Genomic DNA, 15,194 nt, shown 5'->3' with positions numbered 1-15,194 from the left:
CCCCCTTGGGTGAACGATCGTCGGACATCTCCTGACACGCCCTGCGATCCTTCGGAATACTCAGGACGTCACCTGCTTTACTACAGGTGCACGACGACGAGAGCACCGAAGAGGAGACACGGACATGTCCATCGGGACCACCTGGCGGCAGCGTCGGCAGGCGGCTCGCACGCGGCGGGCCATCGACCGGGCCCTCGCCCGCAGCAGCAGCCCGGCGATGCGCGACGAGCTGCTCACCATGGCCAACAGCAACTCGTTCCACACGCGCGGCCTCTGAGCGCCCGGCCGCTCCCCCGCGGCGTACCCGCACGGCCCCGGTCTGCCTCCGCAGCCCGGGGCCGACTGCTGTCCGGGGCACCCCCGGACGGGGGAGCGGCGTCCGGGACCGCGCCGTCCCACTCAACCCGGCGGCCCCGGGTGCCGATCGTCCCGGCGTGAGCGCAGCAGGACCCGCGGACGGGCCCGTTCCCCCGGTGGAGGCCCGTGAGACGTCGGGTGCGACCACCGGGCTGGTCCTCGCCTTCGTCCGCCAGCACGCCGGCGACGACGCGGCCGAGGAGGTCCTGCGCCGCGCGGGCGTGCCGTTCACGGCCGACGAGCTGTCCCGGCCCTCCACCTGGACCAGCTACGACACCCGCATCCGCCTGTTCACCGCGGCCACCGAGGTGCTGGGCGACCCCGGCGTGATGTTCCGCATCGGGGCGGAGTCCCTGCGGACCGGCATGAACCCGAGCGTCGTCGTCCTCGTGCGGGCCATGGGCTCACCGCGGCAGGTGTTCGCCCGGCTGCCGCGCGCGGTCGCCAACTTCACCACCACCTCGACGATGGAGGTGGTGCGCTCCGACGCCACGTCCGCGACGCTGCGCTACCGGCTGCACGAGGGCTACGCCCACTCGCGGCTGGACTGCGACTACGCGCGCGGGCTGATCAGCATGGTGCCGACCATCTTCGGCCTGGCCCCGGCCGCCGTCGTCCACGAGGAGTGCGAGTCCTCCGGCGGCGAGGCCTGCGTCTACCACCTGACCTGGGAGCGCCGCGGCCGGTGGCCGCGCCGGCGCCGCGGCGCGGACGCGGCCGACCCCGAGCTCGTCGCGCTGCGCCAGCAGGTCCGCAGCCTGCAGTCGGCGGCCACCGACCTGGTCGAGGGCGGGGACCTCGAGACCGTCCTGCGGCGGATCGTGGAGCGCGCGGCGGCCGCCGTCCTCGCCCCCGCCTACCTGCTCGCCGTCTCCTCCCCGCGCGGCGGCGCCCCGCTCGTGCACAGCTCGGGCCTGGCGCCCGCCGAGGTGCCGCCGCTGGTCGCGCGGCTGCTCGCCGGCGCGGACCTGGGCCCCGGCGCGGTGACCGTCGATGTCGCCTCCGCCCGCCGGACCCACGGCCGGCTGGCCGCCCTCCACCGCCCCGGCGACGGCGGCCTCGGCGACGAGCGGGCCATGCTCGCCGCCTACGCCGGCCACGCCGCGGCCGCCCTCGACCTCGTGCTGGCCCTCGAGGACAGCCGGCTGGAGGCCCGCCGGGCCGGCGCCCTCCTGGAGCTGGCGCACGGCCTGGCCCAGGCCGGTGAGGCGACGGAGGTGTGCGCCGTCGTCGCCGAGGCCCTGCCCGGCATCGTCGGCTGCGGCAGCTCCGGCGTCCTGCTCTGGGACCCGGCCGGCGGCGTGCTGCGGGCGGAGTCCTGCGCCGGGCTGTCCCCGGAGCAGGAGGAGGTCCTGCGGTCGGCGGCCCTGCGGGCCGGGGACGTGCCCGAGGTCTTCGGCATCCTCACCGACCGGGAGCCCCGCGTGATCGGCGCGACCGGCGCCAGCGCCCCGATGCGCGACCTGCTCGCCGCGATGCACCTCACCGACGTCGTCGCCGTCCCGCTGCTCGCCGGCACCACCTTCCTCGGCGTGGTCACCGCCAGCTGGGCCGACGGCGAGGTCAGCCAGGCCCTCGACGCCGACGTCCTCGCCCGGCTGCGCGGTGTCGGCGACCAGGCGTCCACCGCGCTGCAGAAGGCCCGGCTGCTGGAGACCGTCCGGCACCAGGCCACCCACGACGCGCTCACCGGGCTGCCCAACCGGGTCCTCTTCCGCGACCGGCTGGCCGCGGCGCTGGCCGCCGTCGCCCCCACCGGCTCCGTCGGCGTGCTGTTCTGCGACCTCGACCGGTTCAAGGCGGTCAACGACACCCTCGGCCACGCCGCCGGTGACGAGCTGCTGCGCCAGGTGTCGGCCCGGCTGCGGGCCGCGGTGCGCCCCGGCGACACCGTCGGCCGGCTCAGCGGCGACGAGTTCGCCGTCCTGCTGCCCCGGCTGGCCGCACCGGCCGACGCCGACGCCGTCGTGCGCCGGGTGGCGGCGGCCTTCACCGAGCCGTTCCGTCTCGACGGCGTCCCCGCGGCGGTCGGCACGAGCACCGGCGTCGCCGTGCACACCGGCCCCGGCGGCGACGCCGAGCGGCTGCTGCAGGAGGCCGACGCGGCCATGTACCGGCACAAGCACCGCGACCGCCCGGCGGCCCCGGCCCCGCGGTCGGCGGACTAGGCGGCCTCGTCCGGCGAGCACCTCGGCCCCTCCGCGGGGCGGCGGGGCCTCCCTCAGTCGCGGAGCTTCGCGCGCAGCGCGGCCTGCTCGGCGGCGCCGAAGCCGTGCTCGTCGAGCCAGCCCAGCGGCCCGCCGTGCCGCTCGCCCAGGATCTCCAGCAGCCGGCGCATGGTCGCCGCCCGCGGCGTGTGGCTGGCGACGTCGCGGCGGGTCATGTCGTCGGCGTACGTCGGCGACCGGCGCAGCTTCGCCACCAGTGCCTCGATGACCTCGGCGGTCAGCGCGTAGTCGGCGACGATCTCCTCGTCGGACACCCCGGCCACGGCCAGGCAGAACATGGCGACGACGCCGGTGCGGTCCTTGCCCGCGGCGCAGTGCACGACCGCCGCGCCGTCGCTGGCCACGATCGCCCGCAGCGCCGCCAGCACGTTCTCCGGGCGGTGGTGCAGGTAGCCGAGGTAGGAGCGCACCGCCGGCGGCTCGACCTCGTCGGCCTCGGTGGTCTGCCGCGGCAGCACCGTCTCGGCCCAGTCGGCCGGCAGGTCGGGGACCTCGTCCTCCTCGACGGCGAACACGTCGGTGTGGTGGCCCCGCTCGGGCAGCAGGCTGAGGTGCCGGTGCGTGACCTCGGCGACCGCGCGCAGCGGGCCGCGGCCCTCGAGCAGCACCTCGGCGGTGGTGCGCAGGTCGATCACGTCGCTCAGGCGCAGGTCCTCGAGCAGCCGCCGCACGTCCTCGTCGCTGAGGGTCTGCAGGTTGTCGCTGCGCAGCACGCGGCCGAACGCCGTCACGCCGCCGTCGGTGGTGGGCAGGCCGCCCAGGTCGCGCGTGTTCGTCGTCCCGTCGAGCCGCAGCCAGCGGTCGGTGCGCACGTCATCGGAGGTCGAGGTCACCCGTCCGACGGTACGGGCCCGTGGTGAACGTCCCGTGCCGCCCGGAGAGGTGTGCTCGCTCACCACAGGGACGGGTGTGGCTGTGGAGGTCACCGACCTGGGCAGTCCGTGACGGGCTCCCTACGGTGTGGTCCAGACCACGCCGGACGGGACCGTCCGGAGCAGCAACCGTGCACCGCCGCACACACCGAGGAGCTCGCCATGTCGCGTCCCCGCCACCGGTCCCGGACCGCCGTCCTCGCCACGGGCGCCGCGCTGGCCCTGTCGGTCGCCGCCTGCGGCAGCCCCACCGCCGCCTCGTCGGGCGGGAGCGGCGGGGACGGCGGCGGCGAGGGCGAGCCGATCCGGGTCGGGCTCGTCTTCTCCTCCACCGGGCCGCTGGCCACCTACGGCGAGCAGTACCTGCAGGGCTTCGAGGCCGGCCTGGACTACGCCACTGACGGCACCGGCGAGGTCGACGGCCGGCCGATCGAGATCGTCGAGCGCGACGACGCCGGCGACCCCGCCAAGGCCGTCGCCGAGGCCACCGACCTCATCGGCCAGGGCGTGCAGGTGCTCGCCGGGTCCACCGCCTCGGGCGTGGCCACCCAGGTCGCGCCGCTGGCCGAGCAGAACGACGTCCTGTTCATCTCCGGGCCGGCCGCCACCGACGCGGTGACCGGCGTCAACGACAACACCTTCCGGTCGGGCCGGCAGACCTACCAGGACATCCTCACCGCGCAGTCGTTCATCGGCGACGCGCAGGGCAAGACCGTGCTGGTCTTCGCCCAGGACAGCGCCTTCGGCCAGGCCAACGTCGGCGCCGTCACCGCCGTCCTCGGCGAGGCCGGGGCCACGGTCACCCCGCTGCTGGTGCCGGCCAGCGCCACCGACTTCACGCCGTTCGCCTCCCAGGCCCGCGACGCCGGCGCCGACCTGGTCTTCGTCGCCTGGGCCGGGGAGACCGCGCCGGCCATGTGGCAGGCGATGGGCCAGCAGGGCGTGCTCGACTCCACCACCGTCGTCACCGGCCTGGACATCCGCGCCAGCTACGCCACCTACGGCGCGCAGGCCACGCAGATCGACTACCTGTCGCACTTCTTCGCCGAGGCCGTCGACAACGAGGTCAGCCAGGCGATGACCGAGCGGGTCGAGGAGGCCGGCGGCACGGTCGACCTGTTCACCCCGGACGGCTTCACCGCCGCGCAGATGGTCGTGCACGCGCTCCAGGAGGGCGGCGACGACGTCGGCGCCATGGTCGAGGCACTCGAGGGCTGGCAGTTCGACGGCGTCAAGGGCGAGCTGACCATCCGCGAGGAGGACCACGCGCTCCTGCAGCCGATGTTCCAGGCCCGCCTGGAGCAGCAGGGCGACGAGCTGGTCCCGGTGCTCGTCGAGACCCTCGACCCGGAGGCCACCGCGCCGCCGGTCGCCACCTCCTGACCCGGGCGCTCCTCCCGAGGACCGGGCAGTGACCACCTCCCTCCCCGCCCCGGCACCGGCCGCCCGCCCCGCGGGCGAGCCGGTGCTCCGGGTGGCCGGCCTGACCTGCGCGATCGGCGGCGCGGTCATCGTCTCCGACGTCTCCCTCGACGTCGCCCCTGGCGAGTTCGTCGCCGTCATCGGGCCCAACGGGGCGGGCAAGACCTCCCTGTTCAACCTGCTCTCCGGGCTGCTGCCGGTCACCGCCGGCACGATCACCCTGGACGGCACCGACATCACCCGCGCCCGCCCGGCCGCGCGGGCCCGCCTGGGACTGGGCCGGACCTTCCAGTCCTCGTCGGTGTTCGCGGGCCTCGGCGTCCGGGAGAACGTGCGCCTGGCGGCGCAGGCCCGGCTCGGCGGCAGCCTGCGGCCCTGGCAGCGGGTGCGCCCCTCGGACCGGGCGTTCGAGGTGGCCGAGCGGGCGCTGGGCCGGGTGGGCCTCGCCGCCCGCGGCGACGCGCTCGCCGGGTCCCTCTCCCACGGCGACAAGCGCAAGCTGGAACTGGCGATCCTGCTGGCCACCGACCCCGCCGTCGTGCTGCTCGACGAGCCGATGGCCGGCGTCAGCACCGGGGAGGTCGCCGGCCTCACCCAGGTCATCGCCGACGTGCACCGCGAGGAGGGTCGGACGGTGCTCATGGTCGAGCACCACATGGACGTCCTGCTCGGCCTCGCCGACCGGGTCGCCGTCATGCACCACGGCGCGCTGCTCGCCCTGGACACCCCGGCACGGGTCACCGCCGACCCCGTCGTCCAGGAGGCCTACCTGGGGGACCAGCTGTGACCGCCGACCGGCCGGTGCTGCTCCGGCTCTCCGACGTGCACGTCCGGCTGTCCGGATCGCACATCCTGCAGGGGGTCGACCTCACCGTCCGCCGCGGCGGGGTGACGGCCCTGCTCGGCCGCAACGGCGCGGGCAAGACGACGACGGTGAAGTCGGTGCTCGGCCTGGTGCCCTCGACCGGCCGCATCGAGCTCACCGACGCCGCCGGCCGCGTGCACCGGCTGTCGGGCCGGCGCACCCACGACGTCGTCCGGCTCGGCGTCGGCTACGCGCCCGAGGACCGCGAGGTCTTCGGCGGGCTGACCGTGGCCGAGAACCTCACGCTGGCCGAGCGGCGCGACTCCGCGCACCACCACGACCGCGTGTACGAGCTGTTCCCGGAGCTCGCGAAGCGCAGCCGCCAGCTGGCCGGGACCCTCTCGGGCGGCCAGCAGCAGATGGTGGCCATCGCCCGGCTGCTGCTCAACGACAACCAGCTGCTGCTCGTCGACGAGCCGACCAAGGGCCTGGCGCCGCTGCTGGTCGCCGAGGTCGCCGACGTGCTCGCCCGCGCCGCCGAGGAGGTGACGGTGCTGCTCGTCGAGCAGAACCTGTCCGTGGTGCGCCGCATGGCCACCGACGCCGTCGTCGTCGACCAGGGGCGCGCGGTGTGGAGCGGGTCGGCGCCGGAGCTGCTGGCCGACGCCGACCGCACCCGCGAGCTGCTCGGCGTCGCCTCGAGCGGGGGTGCGCACGCAGTGGGCGAGCTCGCGAGCCCACCGGGGACAGAGCCACGGGTGCGCGTGCACCGGACGAGCGCCGGCGAGGCCGGCGCGTGAGCACCATCGTGCTGCTGACCGTCACGGGCCTCGGGCTCGCGGCGCTGTACTTCCTCGTCGCCTCCGGGCTCTCGCTGATCTTCGGGCTGATGGGCGTGCTCAACTTCGCCCACGGCGCCTTCCTCACCATCGGCGCCTACGGCACCTGGTGGGCCTCGGAGAACCTGCCCGGCGCCGGGTCCGGCGGGTGGGGCTTCGCGCTCGCGGTCGGCTTCGGGGTCGCCGTCGGCACGGTCGTCGCGGCGCTGATCGAGCTGCTGCTGATCCGCCCGCTCTACGAGCGGCACATCGAGCAGGTGCTGGTCACCGTGGGGCTGAGCCTGGCCCTGGTCGCGCTGGTGCGGGCGATCTGGGGCGCCGACCCGCGGCCCTTCCCCGCGCCGGCCTGGGCCAAGGACACGACGTCGGTGCTCGGCGCCAGCGTGCCCAACGACCGCTTCCTGCTCATCGGCAGCGCCGTCGTCGTGCTGCTCGCCGTGCTGGCCTTCCTCCGCTACACCCGCTTCGGCCTGGTCATCCGCGCCGGCGTGGAGAACCGGTCGATGGTGACCGCGCTCGGCATCGACGTGCGGCGGGCGTTCACCCTGGTCTTCGCCATCGGCGGCGCGTTCGCCGCGCTGGCCGGCGCCCTCGGCGGCGTCTACCTCGGCTCGATCTCGCCGGGCCAGGGCACCTCGCTGCTGATCTTCGCCTTCATCGTCGTCGTCATCGGCGGGATGAGCTCGATCACCGGCGCCGCGGTGGCGGCGGTCCTCGTCGGGCTGGTGCAGCAGTTCGCCAACTACTACGCGGCCAGCGGGGTGGGGGACCTGTCGGTCGTCCTGCTGCTCGCCGTCGTCCTGCTGACCCGCCCCGGCGGGCTGACTGCGAGGGTGGCATGAGCCGGAACCTGACGCGGCTGGCGCCGCTGGTCGTCCTCGTCGTCCTGGCGGTCCTGCCGTACTCCACGCTGCAGGTCCCGGGCCTCTTCGACGGCGTCCTCAACAGCCCCGGCACCCTCCAGCTGCTGGCGCTGTGCCTGGTCTTCGGCGGGGTGGCGCTGTCCTACGACCTGCTGTTCGGGTTCACCGGGCTGCTGTCGTTCGGGCACGCGCTCTACTTCGCGGCCGGCACGTACGTGGCCAACCTGGCGCTGACCGAGCTCGGCTGGGGCCTGGGCGCGGCGCTCGCGCTGACCACCGTGGTCGGCATCGCGCTGCCCCTGCTGGTCGGCGGGGTGGCGCTGCGGGTGTCGGGCATCGCCTTCTCCATGGTCACGCTGGCCATGGCGCAGGTCGGGTCGATCGTCGTCCTGCGCGACCCCGGCGGCCTGACCGGCGGCGAGGAGGGCCTGGCGCTGGACCGCTCGAACGTGCCCGACGCGTTCGTCGGCGTCCTCAACACCGTCAACCTGTACTGGCTGGCGCTGGCCTACCTCGCCGTCGTCTACGTCGTCGTCGCGTGGGTGACCGGCTCGCGAGCCGGGCGGGTGTGGCAGGCGATCCGGGAGAACGAGCGCCGGGTCGAGGTGCTGGGCCTGCGGCCCTACTCGTTCAAGCTGGTCGTCTTCGTCCTCGCCGGCCTGCTGGCCGCGCTCGGCGGGGTGGTGCACCTGCTGCTGCTCGGCGGCTCCACGCCCCGGACGACGACCGCCGACTTCACCCTCGGCCTGCTGGTCATGGTGGTGCTCGGCGGGGCGGGCAGTCGGTGGGGCGCGGTGCTCGGCGGCGTCCTCTACACCTACCTCGACAGCCGGCTCACCGACCTCGCCTCCTCGCCCGCCGTGCAGGACCTGCCGGCCTGGCTGCGGGTGCCGCTGTCGGAGCCGCTGTTCCTGCTCGGGGCGCTGTTCGTGGTGGTCGTGTTCTTCGTGCCGGGCGGCATCGCGGGCCTGGTCGCCCGGCTGCGCGAGCGCCGCTCGGGCCGCCGTCCCTCGGCGCCCACCGGTGGGGGGACCCCGCCGCCGGGCCGGGTGGTCGAGCAGCTGCGCGAGACGGCGTCCCGCGGGGTGGGCGTCGGCGCGGCCGGCCCCCGCGACGGCGTCTGACGCGGGATCCGCAGCACGATCAGCTGACCTGATCATGCCGCGTCCTGGCTCACCGTCGACCGTGAGCCAGGACGCGCTGCGGTGAGCTAGGACGCCAGCAGCGCGTCGCAGACCTCGACCAGCCGCCGCCGCAGCGGGGCCGCGCGCCCGGCGAACCCCCGCTGCGCGGCCACGTACTCCGCCTTGCCCTCGGCCGTCTCGATCCGCACCGGCGCGTAGCCGCGGTCGGCCAGGTCGTAGGGCGAGGCCCGCATGTCCAGCTCCCGCACCTCGACGGCGAGCTCGAAGCAGTCGGCCACCAGCTCGCCGGGCACCGCGGGGGAGAGCTTGTAGGCCCACTTGTAGAGGTCCATCGTCGCGTGCAGGCAGCCCGGCTGCTCCATCGCGACCTGCGTCTCCCGTGTCGGCTGCAGCCGGTTGAGCCCGACGGCGGACGGCGTGAAGAACCGGAACGCGTCGAAGTGGCTGCACCGGATCGCGTGCGCCTCCACCACGGCGTCGGTGCCCGCCTGCCCCAGCCGCAGCGGGACCGCGTGCCGCCGCTCGTCGGCGCGGTGCACCATCGCCCACTCGTGCAGCCCGAAGCAGCCGGTCTGCGCCGGCCGGGACGCGGTGGCGGCGAGCAGGTCCCGCACGAAGCGGACGGTCGGCGCCCGGTCGGCCAGCCAGGCGGCGACGTCGAGCCGCACCGCGCCGTCGTCGCCGGTCGCGTACCAGCGCCAGGCGGCGTGCGGCGCCGGTCCCTCCGCCGACGGCGCCAGCGCGACGCCCGGGCCCGGGTGCCACCGGCGCAGCCGCGACGGCGTCTCCGAGTAGTAGGTGAACAGGAAGTCCAGCACCGGGTGCTCCTCGCCCCGACGGCGGCGCTCGCGGTGCGGCGCCGTCCACCGCTCCACGCGCGCGGCGTGCGCGGCCGCCCGCGCCGTCCACTCGGCCGCCGGCAGGCAGGGGAGGACGGCGGTCACCGGACCAGGGTAGGAGGGACCTCGGACCCGCCGGCCGGGGACGCGACGGTGCCAGCCTGGGGGTTCGCGACGAGGGAGGCGATCGCCATGGCCGGCGACGCGCGGACCACCCCGAAGCCCCTGCTCTGCCGCCTGGGACTGCACGCCTACGTGCAGCGGCACCCCGACGACGAGCGGCTGCGCGGCCCCGGCCACGAGGTCTGCCGGCGCTGCGGCCGGCGCCGGGACGTCGGGATCGACAGCATCGTCCCGCCGGGCGTCATGGGCTGACCGCTGCGCCCTCGGCGGCGGTCAGCCGGTGCAGCCGCAGCGCCAGCTGCACCTCCAGCGCCCGCTCCGGCGCCGACCAGTCGCGGCCCAGCAGCCGGCCCACCCGGTCCAGCCGCTGGGTGACCGTGTTGACGTGCACGTTGAGCACCTCGGCCGCCCGCGCGGGGGAGCCGCCGGTGTCGAACCACGCGCGCAGCGTGGCCACCAGGTCGGTGCCGCGACGGGCGTCGTAGTCGAGCACCGGTGCCAGCGTCGCCTGCACGAAGCCGGGCACGTCACGGCCCTCGCCCACCAGCAGGCCGACGAAGCCCAGCTCGTCCGCGCTCGCCGACTCCCCGGTGCGGCCCAGCGCCTCCAGCGTCGAGGCGCACCGCCCGGCCTCGGCCCAGGCGCCGGCCACGGCGGCCGGACCGGGTGCGGGCCCGGCGCCCCCGGCGGTGACCGGCCGCCCGACCGCCGCGGCGACCTCCCGGCGCACCAGCGCCGCCGCCGTCCCCGGCGCGAGGTCGGGCAGGCACAGGACGACGCGGCCGTCGCGGGCCCCGGCGAGCCCGCCGCGGGTGGCGGCGAGGTGCGCGGCGGCGGCCAGCGCCCGGCCGCGGCAGCGCTCCTCCACCCGGACGACGACGACCGACGCCGGCCGGTCCAGGTCGGTGCCCAGCCGGCGGGCGCGCTCGCGCAGGCCGTCGGGGTCGCGCAGCGGCACGGTCAGCAGCTCGTCGAGCAGCTCGCCGCGCACCCGGCCCTCGGCCTCGCCGGCGGTCCGCCGGATGAGCAGCAGCAGCGCGGTGACCAGCGCGGCGCGCTCGAGGATGCGCTGGTCGGCGTCGGACAGGTCGCCCTCGCGCTGCAGCACCAGCCCGCCGAGCAGGTCGCTGTCCACGGTCACCGCCGCCGTCCACCAGTCGCCGTCGCGCACCGTGCGGCCGGTGGAGCGGGCCAGCGCCAGCGCGCCGGCGGGGTCGGGCGGGAGGGCGCCGCCGTCGGCGGCGGGCGACGGGCGGCCCTCCTCGTCGAGCACGGTGATCCGGCCGCCCAGCGCGTCGGTCACGGCCGCGGCCACGCCCTCGACGCCGCCCCCGCGGAGCACGACGTCGATGAACCGGTCGTGCGCGCCCGCGGCCCGCTCCACCGACTCGGTGTGCTCCCGCAGCTCCCGGGTGGCCGCCGACAGCTCCTCCAGGGCGGCCCGGGTCTCCTCCAGCAGCCGCGCGTTGTCCAGCGCGATCGCCGCGTGCGCGGCCAGCGAGCCGAGCAGCGCCACCTCGGACCGGTCGAAGGTCCGCTCGGCGCGGTCGGCGGCGTAGAGCACCCCGATCACCTGCGACCCGCGGATCAGCGGCACGCCGAGGATGGCGACCAGGCCCTCCTCGCGGACGCCGCCGTTGATGTCGTCGGTGTGGTGGAACCGGGCGTCGTCGAAGTAGCTCGCCGTCGCGTAGGGCGCGGCCCTCTGGGCCACGAGCCCGCCCAGCCCCTCGCCCATCGGCAGCCGCAGCGCCTGGAAGCGCGCGGACACCGAGCCGTCGGTGACCCGCATGTAGGTGTCGCCGTGGGCGTCGTCGTTGAGCGTCAGGTACGAGACGTCGGTGCCCAGCAGCTGCCGGGCGCGGCGGACGATCGCGGTGAGCACCGAGTCGACGCCGCGCAGCGTGGCGAGGTCGCTCGCGGTGTCGAACAGCGCCGACAGCTCCGACTCGCGGCGGCGGCGGGCGGCGAAGGCGGCGCGCACCTGCAGCGCCAGGAGCCGGACCCGCTCCAGCTCGGCCAGCGTGGCGGGATCGGCGCCCGCGGTCCGGGCGCGCACCAGCGGGCCCTCGTACTCGATGGCCGCGGCGTCGTCGAGGACCATCTGCAGGTACTCGGCGGCCGCCGAGGGGACCCGGGACGTGCGGCCGGGGCCGTCGGCGGGCGGTGCTGCGGTCCGGGCCACGACCGGCATTGTCACCGGCCGGGCGATCAGTGGGCGGTCCACCCGCCGTCCATGAGCAGCGAGGTGCCGGTGACCGAGGCCGCGGCGGGGGAGCAGAGCCAGGCGACGGCGTCGGCGACCTCGGCCGGCTCGATCAGCCGCTTGAGCGCCGCCGGCGCGAGCATGACCCGCTCGACGACCTCGTCCTCGGAGATCCCGTGGCTGCGGGCCTGGTCGGCGATCTGCCCCTCGACCAGCGGCGTCCGCACGTAGGCCGGGGCGACGCAGTTGGAGGTGACCCCGTGCGGTGCACCCTCAAGCGCCACCACCTTCGACAGGCCCTCGAGCGCGTGCTTGGCGGTGACGTAGGCGGACTTGAACGGCGACGCCCGGTGCCCGTGCACCGAGCTGACGTTGACCACCCGGCCCCAGCCCCGCCGGTACATGTGCGGCAGCGCGCCGCGCACCAGCCGGAACGGCGCCTCGACCATCAGCCGCTGGATGGTGGAGAAGACCTCGACGGGGAACTCGTGCAGCGGCGCGACGTGCTGGAACCCGGCGTTGTTGACCAGCACGTCGACGTCGAGGTCGAGCGCGTCGACGGCGGCCAGGTCGGAGAGGTCGACGGCGACGGCGGTGCCGCCCACGGTGCGGGCCACCTCCTCGGCCGCCGCGCCGTCCCGGTCGACGACGACCACCGCGGCACCGGCCTCGGCCAGCCGGGCGGCGACCGCCCGGCCGATGCCCGACCCCCCGCCGGTCACCATCGCCCGCCGTCCCTCGAGGTCCTTCGCGCTCATGGCGGCGACGCTAGGCCGCGGGTGCGGCCCCTCCCACGGCGGCGGCACACACACCTGCGGCGCCGGTGGTGGGTGCCGCCCACACCGGGTGTCCCGGCCGGTCGGGGCACGGTCCCGCCGCGGGACATGTCCGCGGACCACATGACCTGGTTCACAGAACTGGCCTCCGGCACATGGGCAGGCCCCCGCGCGCTTCCTAGCGTCGGTCGGGTCCGGATCCGTCCACCGAGGAGAACCGCGTGTCCGCACCCGCCCAGACCCACCGGAGACGGAGCTTCGGCCGCGTCGTCGGTGCGAGCATCATCGGCACCACCGTCGAGTGGTACGACTTCTTCCTCTACGGCTCGGCCGCCGCGCTCGTCTTCGGCCCGCTGTTCTTCCCCGACTCATCCGACTTCGCCGGCGTGCTGCTGGCCTTCGGCACCTACGCCATCGGCTTCGCGGCCCGCCCGATCGGCGCGCTGGTCTTCGGCCACTTCGGCGACCGCGTCGGGCGCAAGAAGCTGCTGGTCGTCTCGCTGCTCATGATGGGCGGCGCGACCTTCGCCATCGGCCTGCTGCCGACCTACGCCACGGTCGGCGCGCTCGCCCCGCTGCTGCTGGTGTTCCTCCGCCTGGTGCAGGGCTTCGCCCTCGGCGGCGAGTGGGGGGGTGCGGTCCTCATCGTCTCCGAGCACGGCCGGCCCGAGAACCGCGGCTTCTGGGCCTCCTGGCCGCAGGCCGGGGCGCCCGCCGGCCAGCTCCTCTCCACCGCCGTGCTCGCGGTGCTGGCTGCCGTCCAGTCCGACGCGGCCTTCGAGTCCTGGGGCTGGCGCATCCCGTTCCTGCTCTCGGCCGTGCTCATCCTGGTCGGCCTGTGGGTGCGGCTGGCGGTCAGCGAGTCACCGGTGTTCCTCGAGGCCCAGCGCGCCGCCGAGGAGAAGGCCCGGGAGACCGGCGCGGCCGAGCAGGCGCCGATCACCGTCGTCCTCAAGCGCTACAAGCGCGAGGTGCTCGTCGCCATGGGCGCCCGCATCGCCGAGAACGTCGCCTTCTACATCCTCACGGCGTTCACCACGGCCTACCTCACCAAGGCGCTCGGCCTGGACGCCTCGTTCGCCCTGAACGCGCTGCTCGTCGCGTCCGCGGTGCACCTGGTGACGATCCCGATGTGGGGCGCGCTGTCCGACCGCGTCGGCCGGCGGCCGGTGTACCTCCTCGGCGCCGCCGGCACCGGCATCTGGGGCTTCGTCCTGTTCGGCCTGTTCGACACCGGGAGCTTCGCGCTCGTCGTGCTGGCGCTGATCGTCGGGCTGCTGTTCCACGGCGCCATGTACGGCCCGCAGGCGGCCTTCTTCGCCGAGCTGTTCGGCACCAAGGCCCGCTACACCGGCGTCTCCATCGGCGCCCAGCTGGCGTCCCTGGTCGCCGGCGCGCCCGCGCCGCTGATCGCGGTCGCCCTGCTCGGCAGCTTCGACGACCCGAGCCCGACCCGCGTGGCCGTCTACCTGGCCGCCTGCGCCGTCGTCACGCTCGTGGCGGTCCTCGCCTACGGCGAGACCCGCGTCCGCGACCTGGCCGCGGACGACGCCGTCGGGACGACGGCGGACCGGGCGGGCGCCCGGGTGTAGCCGCGGCCGCTCCCGCCACGGGGCACCCCTGACACGTGTCAGGGGTGCCCCGTGCGTCTGCGGGCCCAGGTCGTGAGGGACGGCACCTGTGCCGGGCCCGATCCGGCGGCAGCGTGGGGACGTGCCCCGGAGGACCGGCCGACCAGGAGCCGGCGGGGCGCGAGGAGGAGGCCCCGTGCAGCTCACCCACCCGCGCGCCGACGTCCGCACCCGCGGGGACGCCGGCGCTCCCGCCGTCGAGGTCACCGACCTGCGCCGCCGCTACGGCGCCGTCGAGGCCGTCCGCGGCATCAGCTTCGAGGTCCACCCCGGCGAGGTGTTCGCCCTGCTCGGCGTCAACGGCGCCGGCAAGACCTCCGCGCTGGAGGTGCTCGAGGGCCTGGCCCCGGCCTCGGGCGGCACCGTCCGGGTGCTCGGCGCCGACCCGGTGGCCGACCGCGCCGCCGTCCGCCCGCACCTCGGCGTGCTGCTGCAGTCCAGCGGCCTGCCCGCCGACCTCACCGTCCGCGAGACGGTGGCGACCTGGGCGGCCACGCTCACCGGACCCCGGCCGGTGGCCGAGGCCCTGGAGCAGGTCGGCCTGACCGGCCGCGCCGACGTCCGCGTGCGCAGCCTCTCCGGCGGCGAGCGGCGCCGGCTCGACCTCACGCTGGCGCTGCTCGGTTCGCCGCGCGTCGTCGTCCTCGACGAGCCCACCACGGGGCTGGACCCCGAGAGCCGCCGCACGGTGTGGGAGCTGGTCCGCCGTCGCGTGGCCGGGGGCGCCGCGGTCGTGCTCACCACGCACCACCTCGAGGAGGCCGAGGAGCTCGCCGACCGGATCGCGGTCATGCGGGCCGGCCGGATCGTCCTCTCCGGCACCGCGGCCGAGATCGCCGCCACCCGGCCCGCCACGGTCCGCTTCACCCTGCCGGCGGCGGCCCCCGGGCTGCCGGCCGTCGCCGGCGCCGAGGTCGTGGCGACGACGCCGCGGGTCGTGCTGCACACCCGCGCGCTGCAGCCCGTCCTCACCCGCCTGCTGGCCTGGGCCGACGAGCACGGGCTGGTCCTCGGCGACCTGCAGGCCCGCGCCGCCTCGCTCGAGCAGGCCTTCCTCGCCGTCGCCGACGGCGCCGACCCGTCCTGAC

At 76.0% G+C, this 15,194-nt stretch carries 14 protein-coding genes; 10 read left to right on the top strand and 4 right to left on the bottom strand.

What is annotated here, in order from left to right:
• Positions 1-124: 124 nt before the first annotated feature.
• On the top strand, positions 125-277 hold the full coding sequence (locus ACI79Z_RS15535; RefSeq protein WP_387991919.1) for a hypothetical protein: 153 nt from the start codon (positions 125-127) through the stop codon (positions 275-277).
• 157 nt (positions 278-434) lie between these two features.
• The gene (locus ACI79Z_RS15530; RefSeq protein ID WP_456903144.1) at positions 435-2,525 is read left to right on the top strand and encodes a diguanylate cyclase domain-containing protein; all 2,091 of its coding nucleotides are present in this window, start codon (positions 435-437) and stop codon (positions 2,523-2,525) included.
• A 53-nt stretch (positions 2,526-2,578) separates the two neighbouring features.
• On the opposite strand, the gene ACI79Z_RS15525 is transcribed toward ACI79Z_RS15530, so the two are convergent.
• On the bottom strand, positions 2,579-3,418 hold the full coding sequence (locus tag ACI79Z_RS15525) for a tyrosine-protein phosphatase (RefSeq protein ID WP_387991925.1): 840 nt from the start codon (positions 3,416-3,418) through the stop codon (positions 2,579-2,581).
• Positions 3,419-3,619: 201 nt separating this feature from the next.
• Between ACI79Z_RS15525 and ACI79Z_RS15520 the strand changes: the two genes are divergently transcribed.
• Genes ACI79Z_RS15520 through ACI79Z_RS15500 form a run of 5 tightly spaced genes read left to right on the top strand, consistent with a single transcriptional unit; the run spans position 3,620 to position 8,510 of the window.
• Positions 3,620-4,840 (top strand): substrate-binding domain-containing protein, encoded by a 1,221-nt coding sequence (locus ACI79Z_RS15520; protein ID WP_387991928.1) that lies wholly within the window; start codon positions 3,620-3,622, stop codon positions 4,838-4,840.
• Positions 4,841-4,868: 28 nt separating this feature from the next.
• Positions 4,869-5,666, top strand: coding sequence for an ABC transporter ATP-binding protein (locus tag ACI79Z_RS15515; protein ID WP_456903143.1), 798 nt, complete (start codon positions 4,869-4,871; stop codon positions 5,664-5,666).
• Positions 5,663-6,484, top strand: a complete 822-nt coding sequence (locus ACI79Z_RS15510; RefSeq protein WP_387991934.1) for an ABC transporter ATP-binding protein — start codon at positions 5,663-5,665, stop codon at positions 6,482-6,484. The genes ACI79Z_RS15515 and ACI79Z_RS15510 overlap by 4 nt, the downstream gene beginning before the upstream one ends.
• Positions 6,481-7,365 carry a branched-chain amino acid ABC transporter permease gene (locus tag ACI79Z_RS15505; protein ID WP_456903142.1) on the top strand — a complete coding sequence of 295 codons (885 nt, stop codon included), beginning with the start codon at positions 6,481-6,483 and terminating at the stop codon, positions 7,363-7,365. The genes ACI79Z_RS15510 and ACI79Z_RS15505 overlap by 4 nt, the downstream gene beginning before the upstream one ends.
• Entirely contained in the window at positions 7,362-8,510 is a 1,149-nt protein-coding gene (locus ACI79Z_RS15500) for a branched-chain amino acid ABC transporter permease (protein WP_456903141.1), read from the top strand. Before ACI79Z_RS15505 ends, ACI79Z_RS15500 begins: the two co-directional genes overlap by 4 nt.
• Positions 8,511-8,596: 86 nt before the next feature.
• Here the strand turns inward: ACI79Z_RS15500 and ACI79Z_RS15495 are convergent, their stop codons facing one another.
• Positions 8,597-9,475 (bottom strand): 3-methyladenine DNA glycosylase, encoded by an 879-nt coding sequence (locus ACI79Z_RS15495; protein ID WP_456903140.1) that lies wholly within the window; start codon positions 9,473-9,475, stop codon positions 8,597-8,599.
• Positions 9,476-9,523: 48 nt separating this feature from the next.
• Between ACI79Z_RS15495 and ACI79Z_RS15490 the strand changes: the two genes are divergently transcribed.
• The gene (locus ACI79Z_RS15490) at positions 9,524-9,745 is read left to right on the top strand and encodes a hypothetical protein (protein WP_456903139.1); all 222 of its coding nucleotides are present in this window, start codon (positions 9,524-9,526) and stop codon (positions 9,743-9,745) included.
• Here ACI79Z_RS15490 and ACI79Z_RS15485 read toward each other — a convergent pair.
• Together ACI79Z_RS15485 and ACI79Z_RS15480 are read right to left on the bottom strand one after the other, a co-directional pair.
• On the bottom strand, positions 9,735-11,687 hold the full coding sequence (locus ACI79Z_RS15485) for a helix-turn-helix domain-containing protein (protein ID WP_456903164.1): 1,953 nt from the start codon (positions 11,685-11,687) through the stop codon (positions 9,735-9,737). The genes ACI79Z_RS15490 and ACI79Z_RS15485 overlap by 11 nt on opposite strands.
• Before the next feature lie 17 nt (positions 11,688-11,704).
• A complete protein-coding gene (locus ACI79Z_RS15480; protein ID WP_456903138.1) occupies positions 11,705-12,457 on the bottom strand; it encodes a 3-hydroxybutyrate dehydrogenase in 753 nt (250 codons plus the stop codon).
• A 239-nt stretch (positions 12,458-12,696) separates the two neighbouring features.
• On the opposite strand from ACI79Z_RS15480, the gene ACI79Z_RS15475 reads away from it, so the two are divergent.
• Together ACI79Z_RS15475 and ACI79Z_RS15470 are read left to right on the top strand one after the other, a co-directional pair.
• Positions 12,697-14,067, top strand: coding sequence for an MFS transporter (locus ACI79Z_RS15475; RefSeq protein WP_456903137.1), 1,371 nt, complete (start codon positions 12,697-12,699; stop codon positions 14,065-14,067).
• A 175-nt stretch (positions 14,068-14,242) separates the two neighbouring features.
• Complete coding sequence (locus tag ACI79Z_RS15470; RefSeq protein WP_456903136.1) at positions 14,243-15,193, top strand: ABC transporter ATP-binding protein; 951 nt, start codon at positions 14,243-14,245, stop codon at positions 15,191-15,193.
• Position 15,194 lies beyond the last annotated feature (1 nt).

The sequence above is a fragment of the Geodermatophilus sp. SYSU D00663 genome, from assembly GCF_054050655.1.
This window is presented reverse-complemented; position numbering and strand designations above follow the sequence as displayed.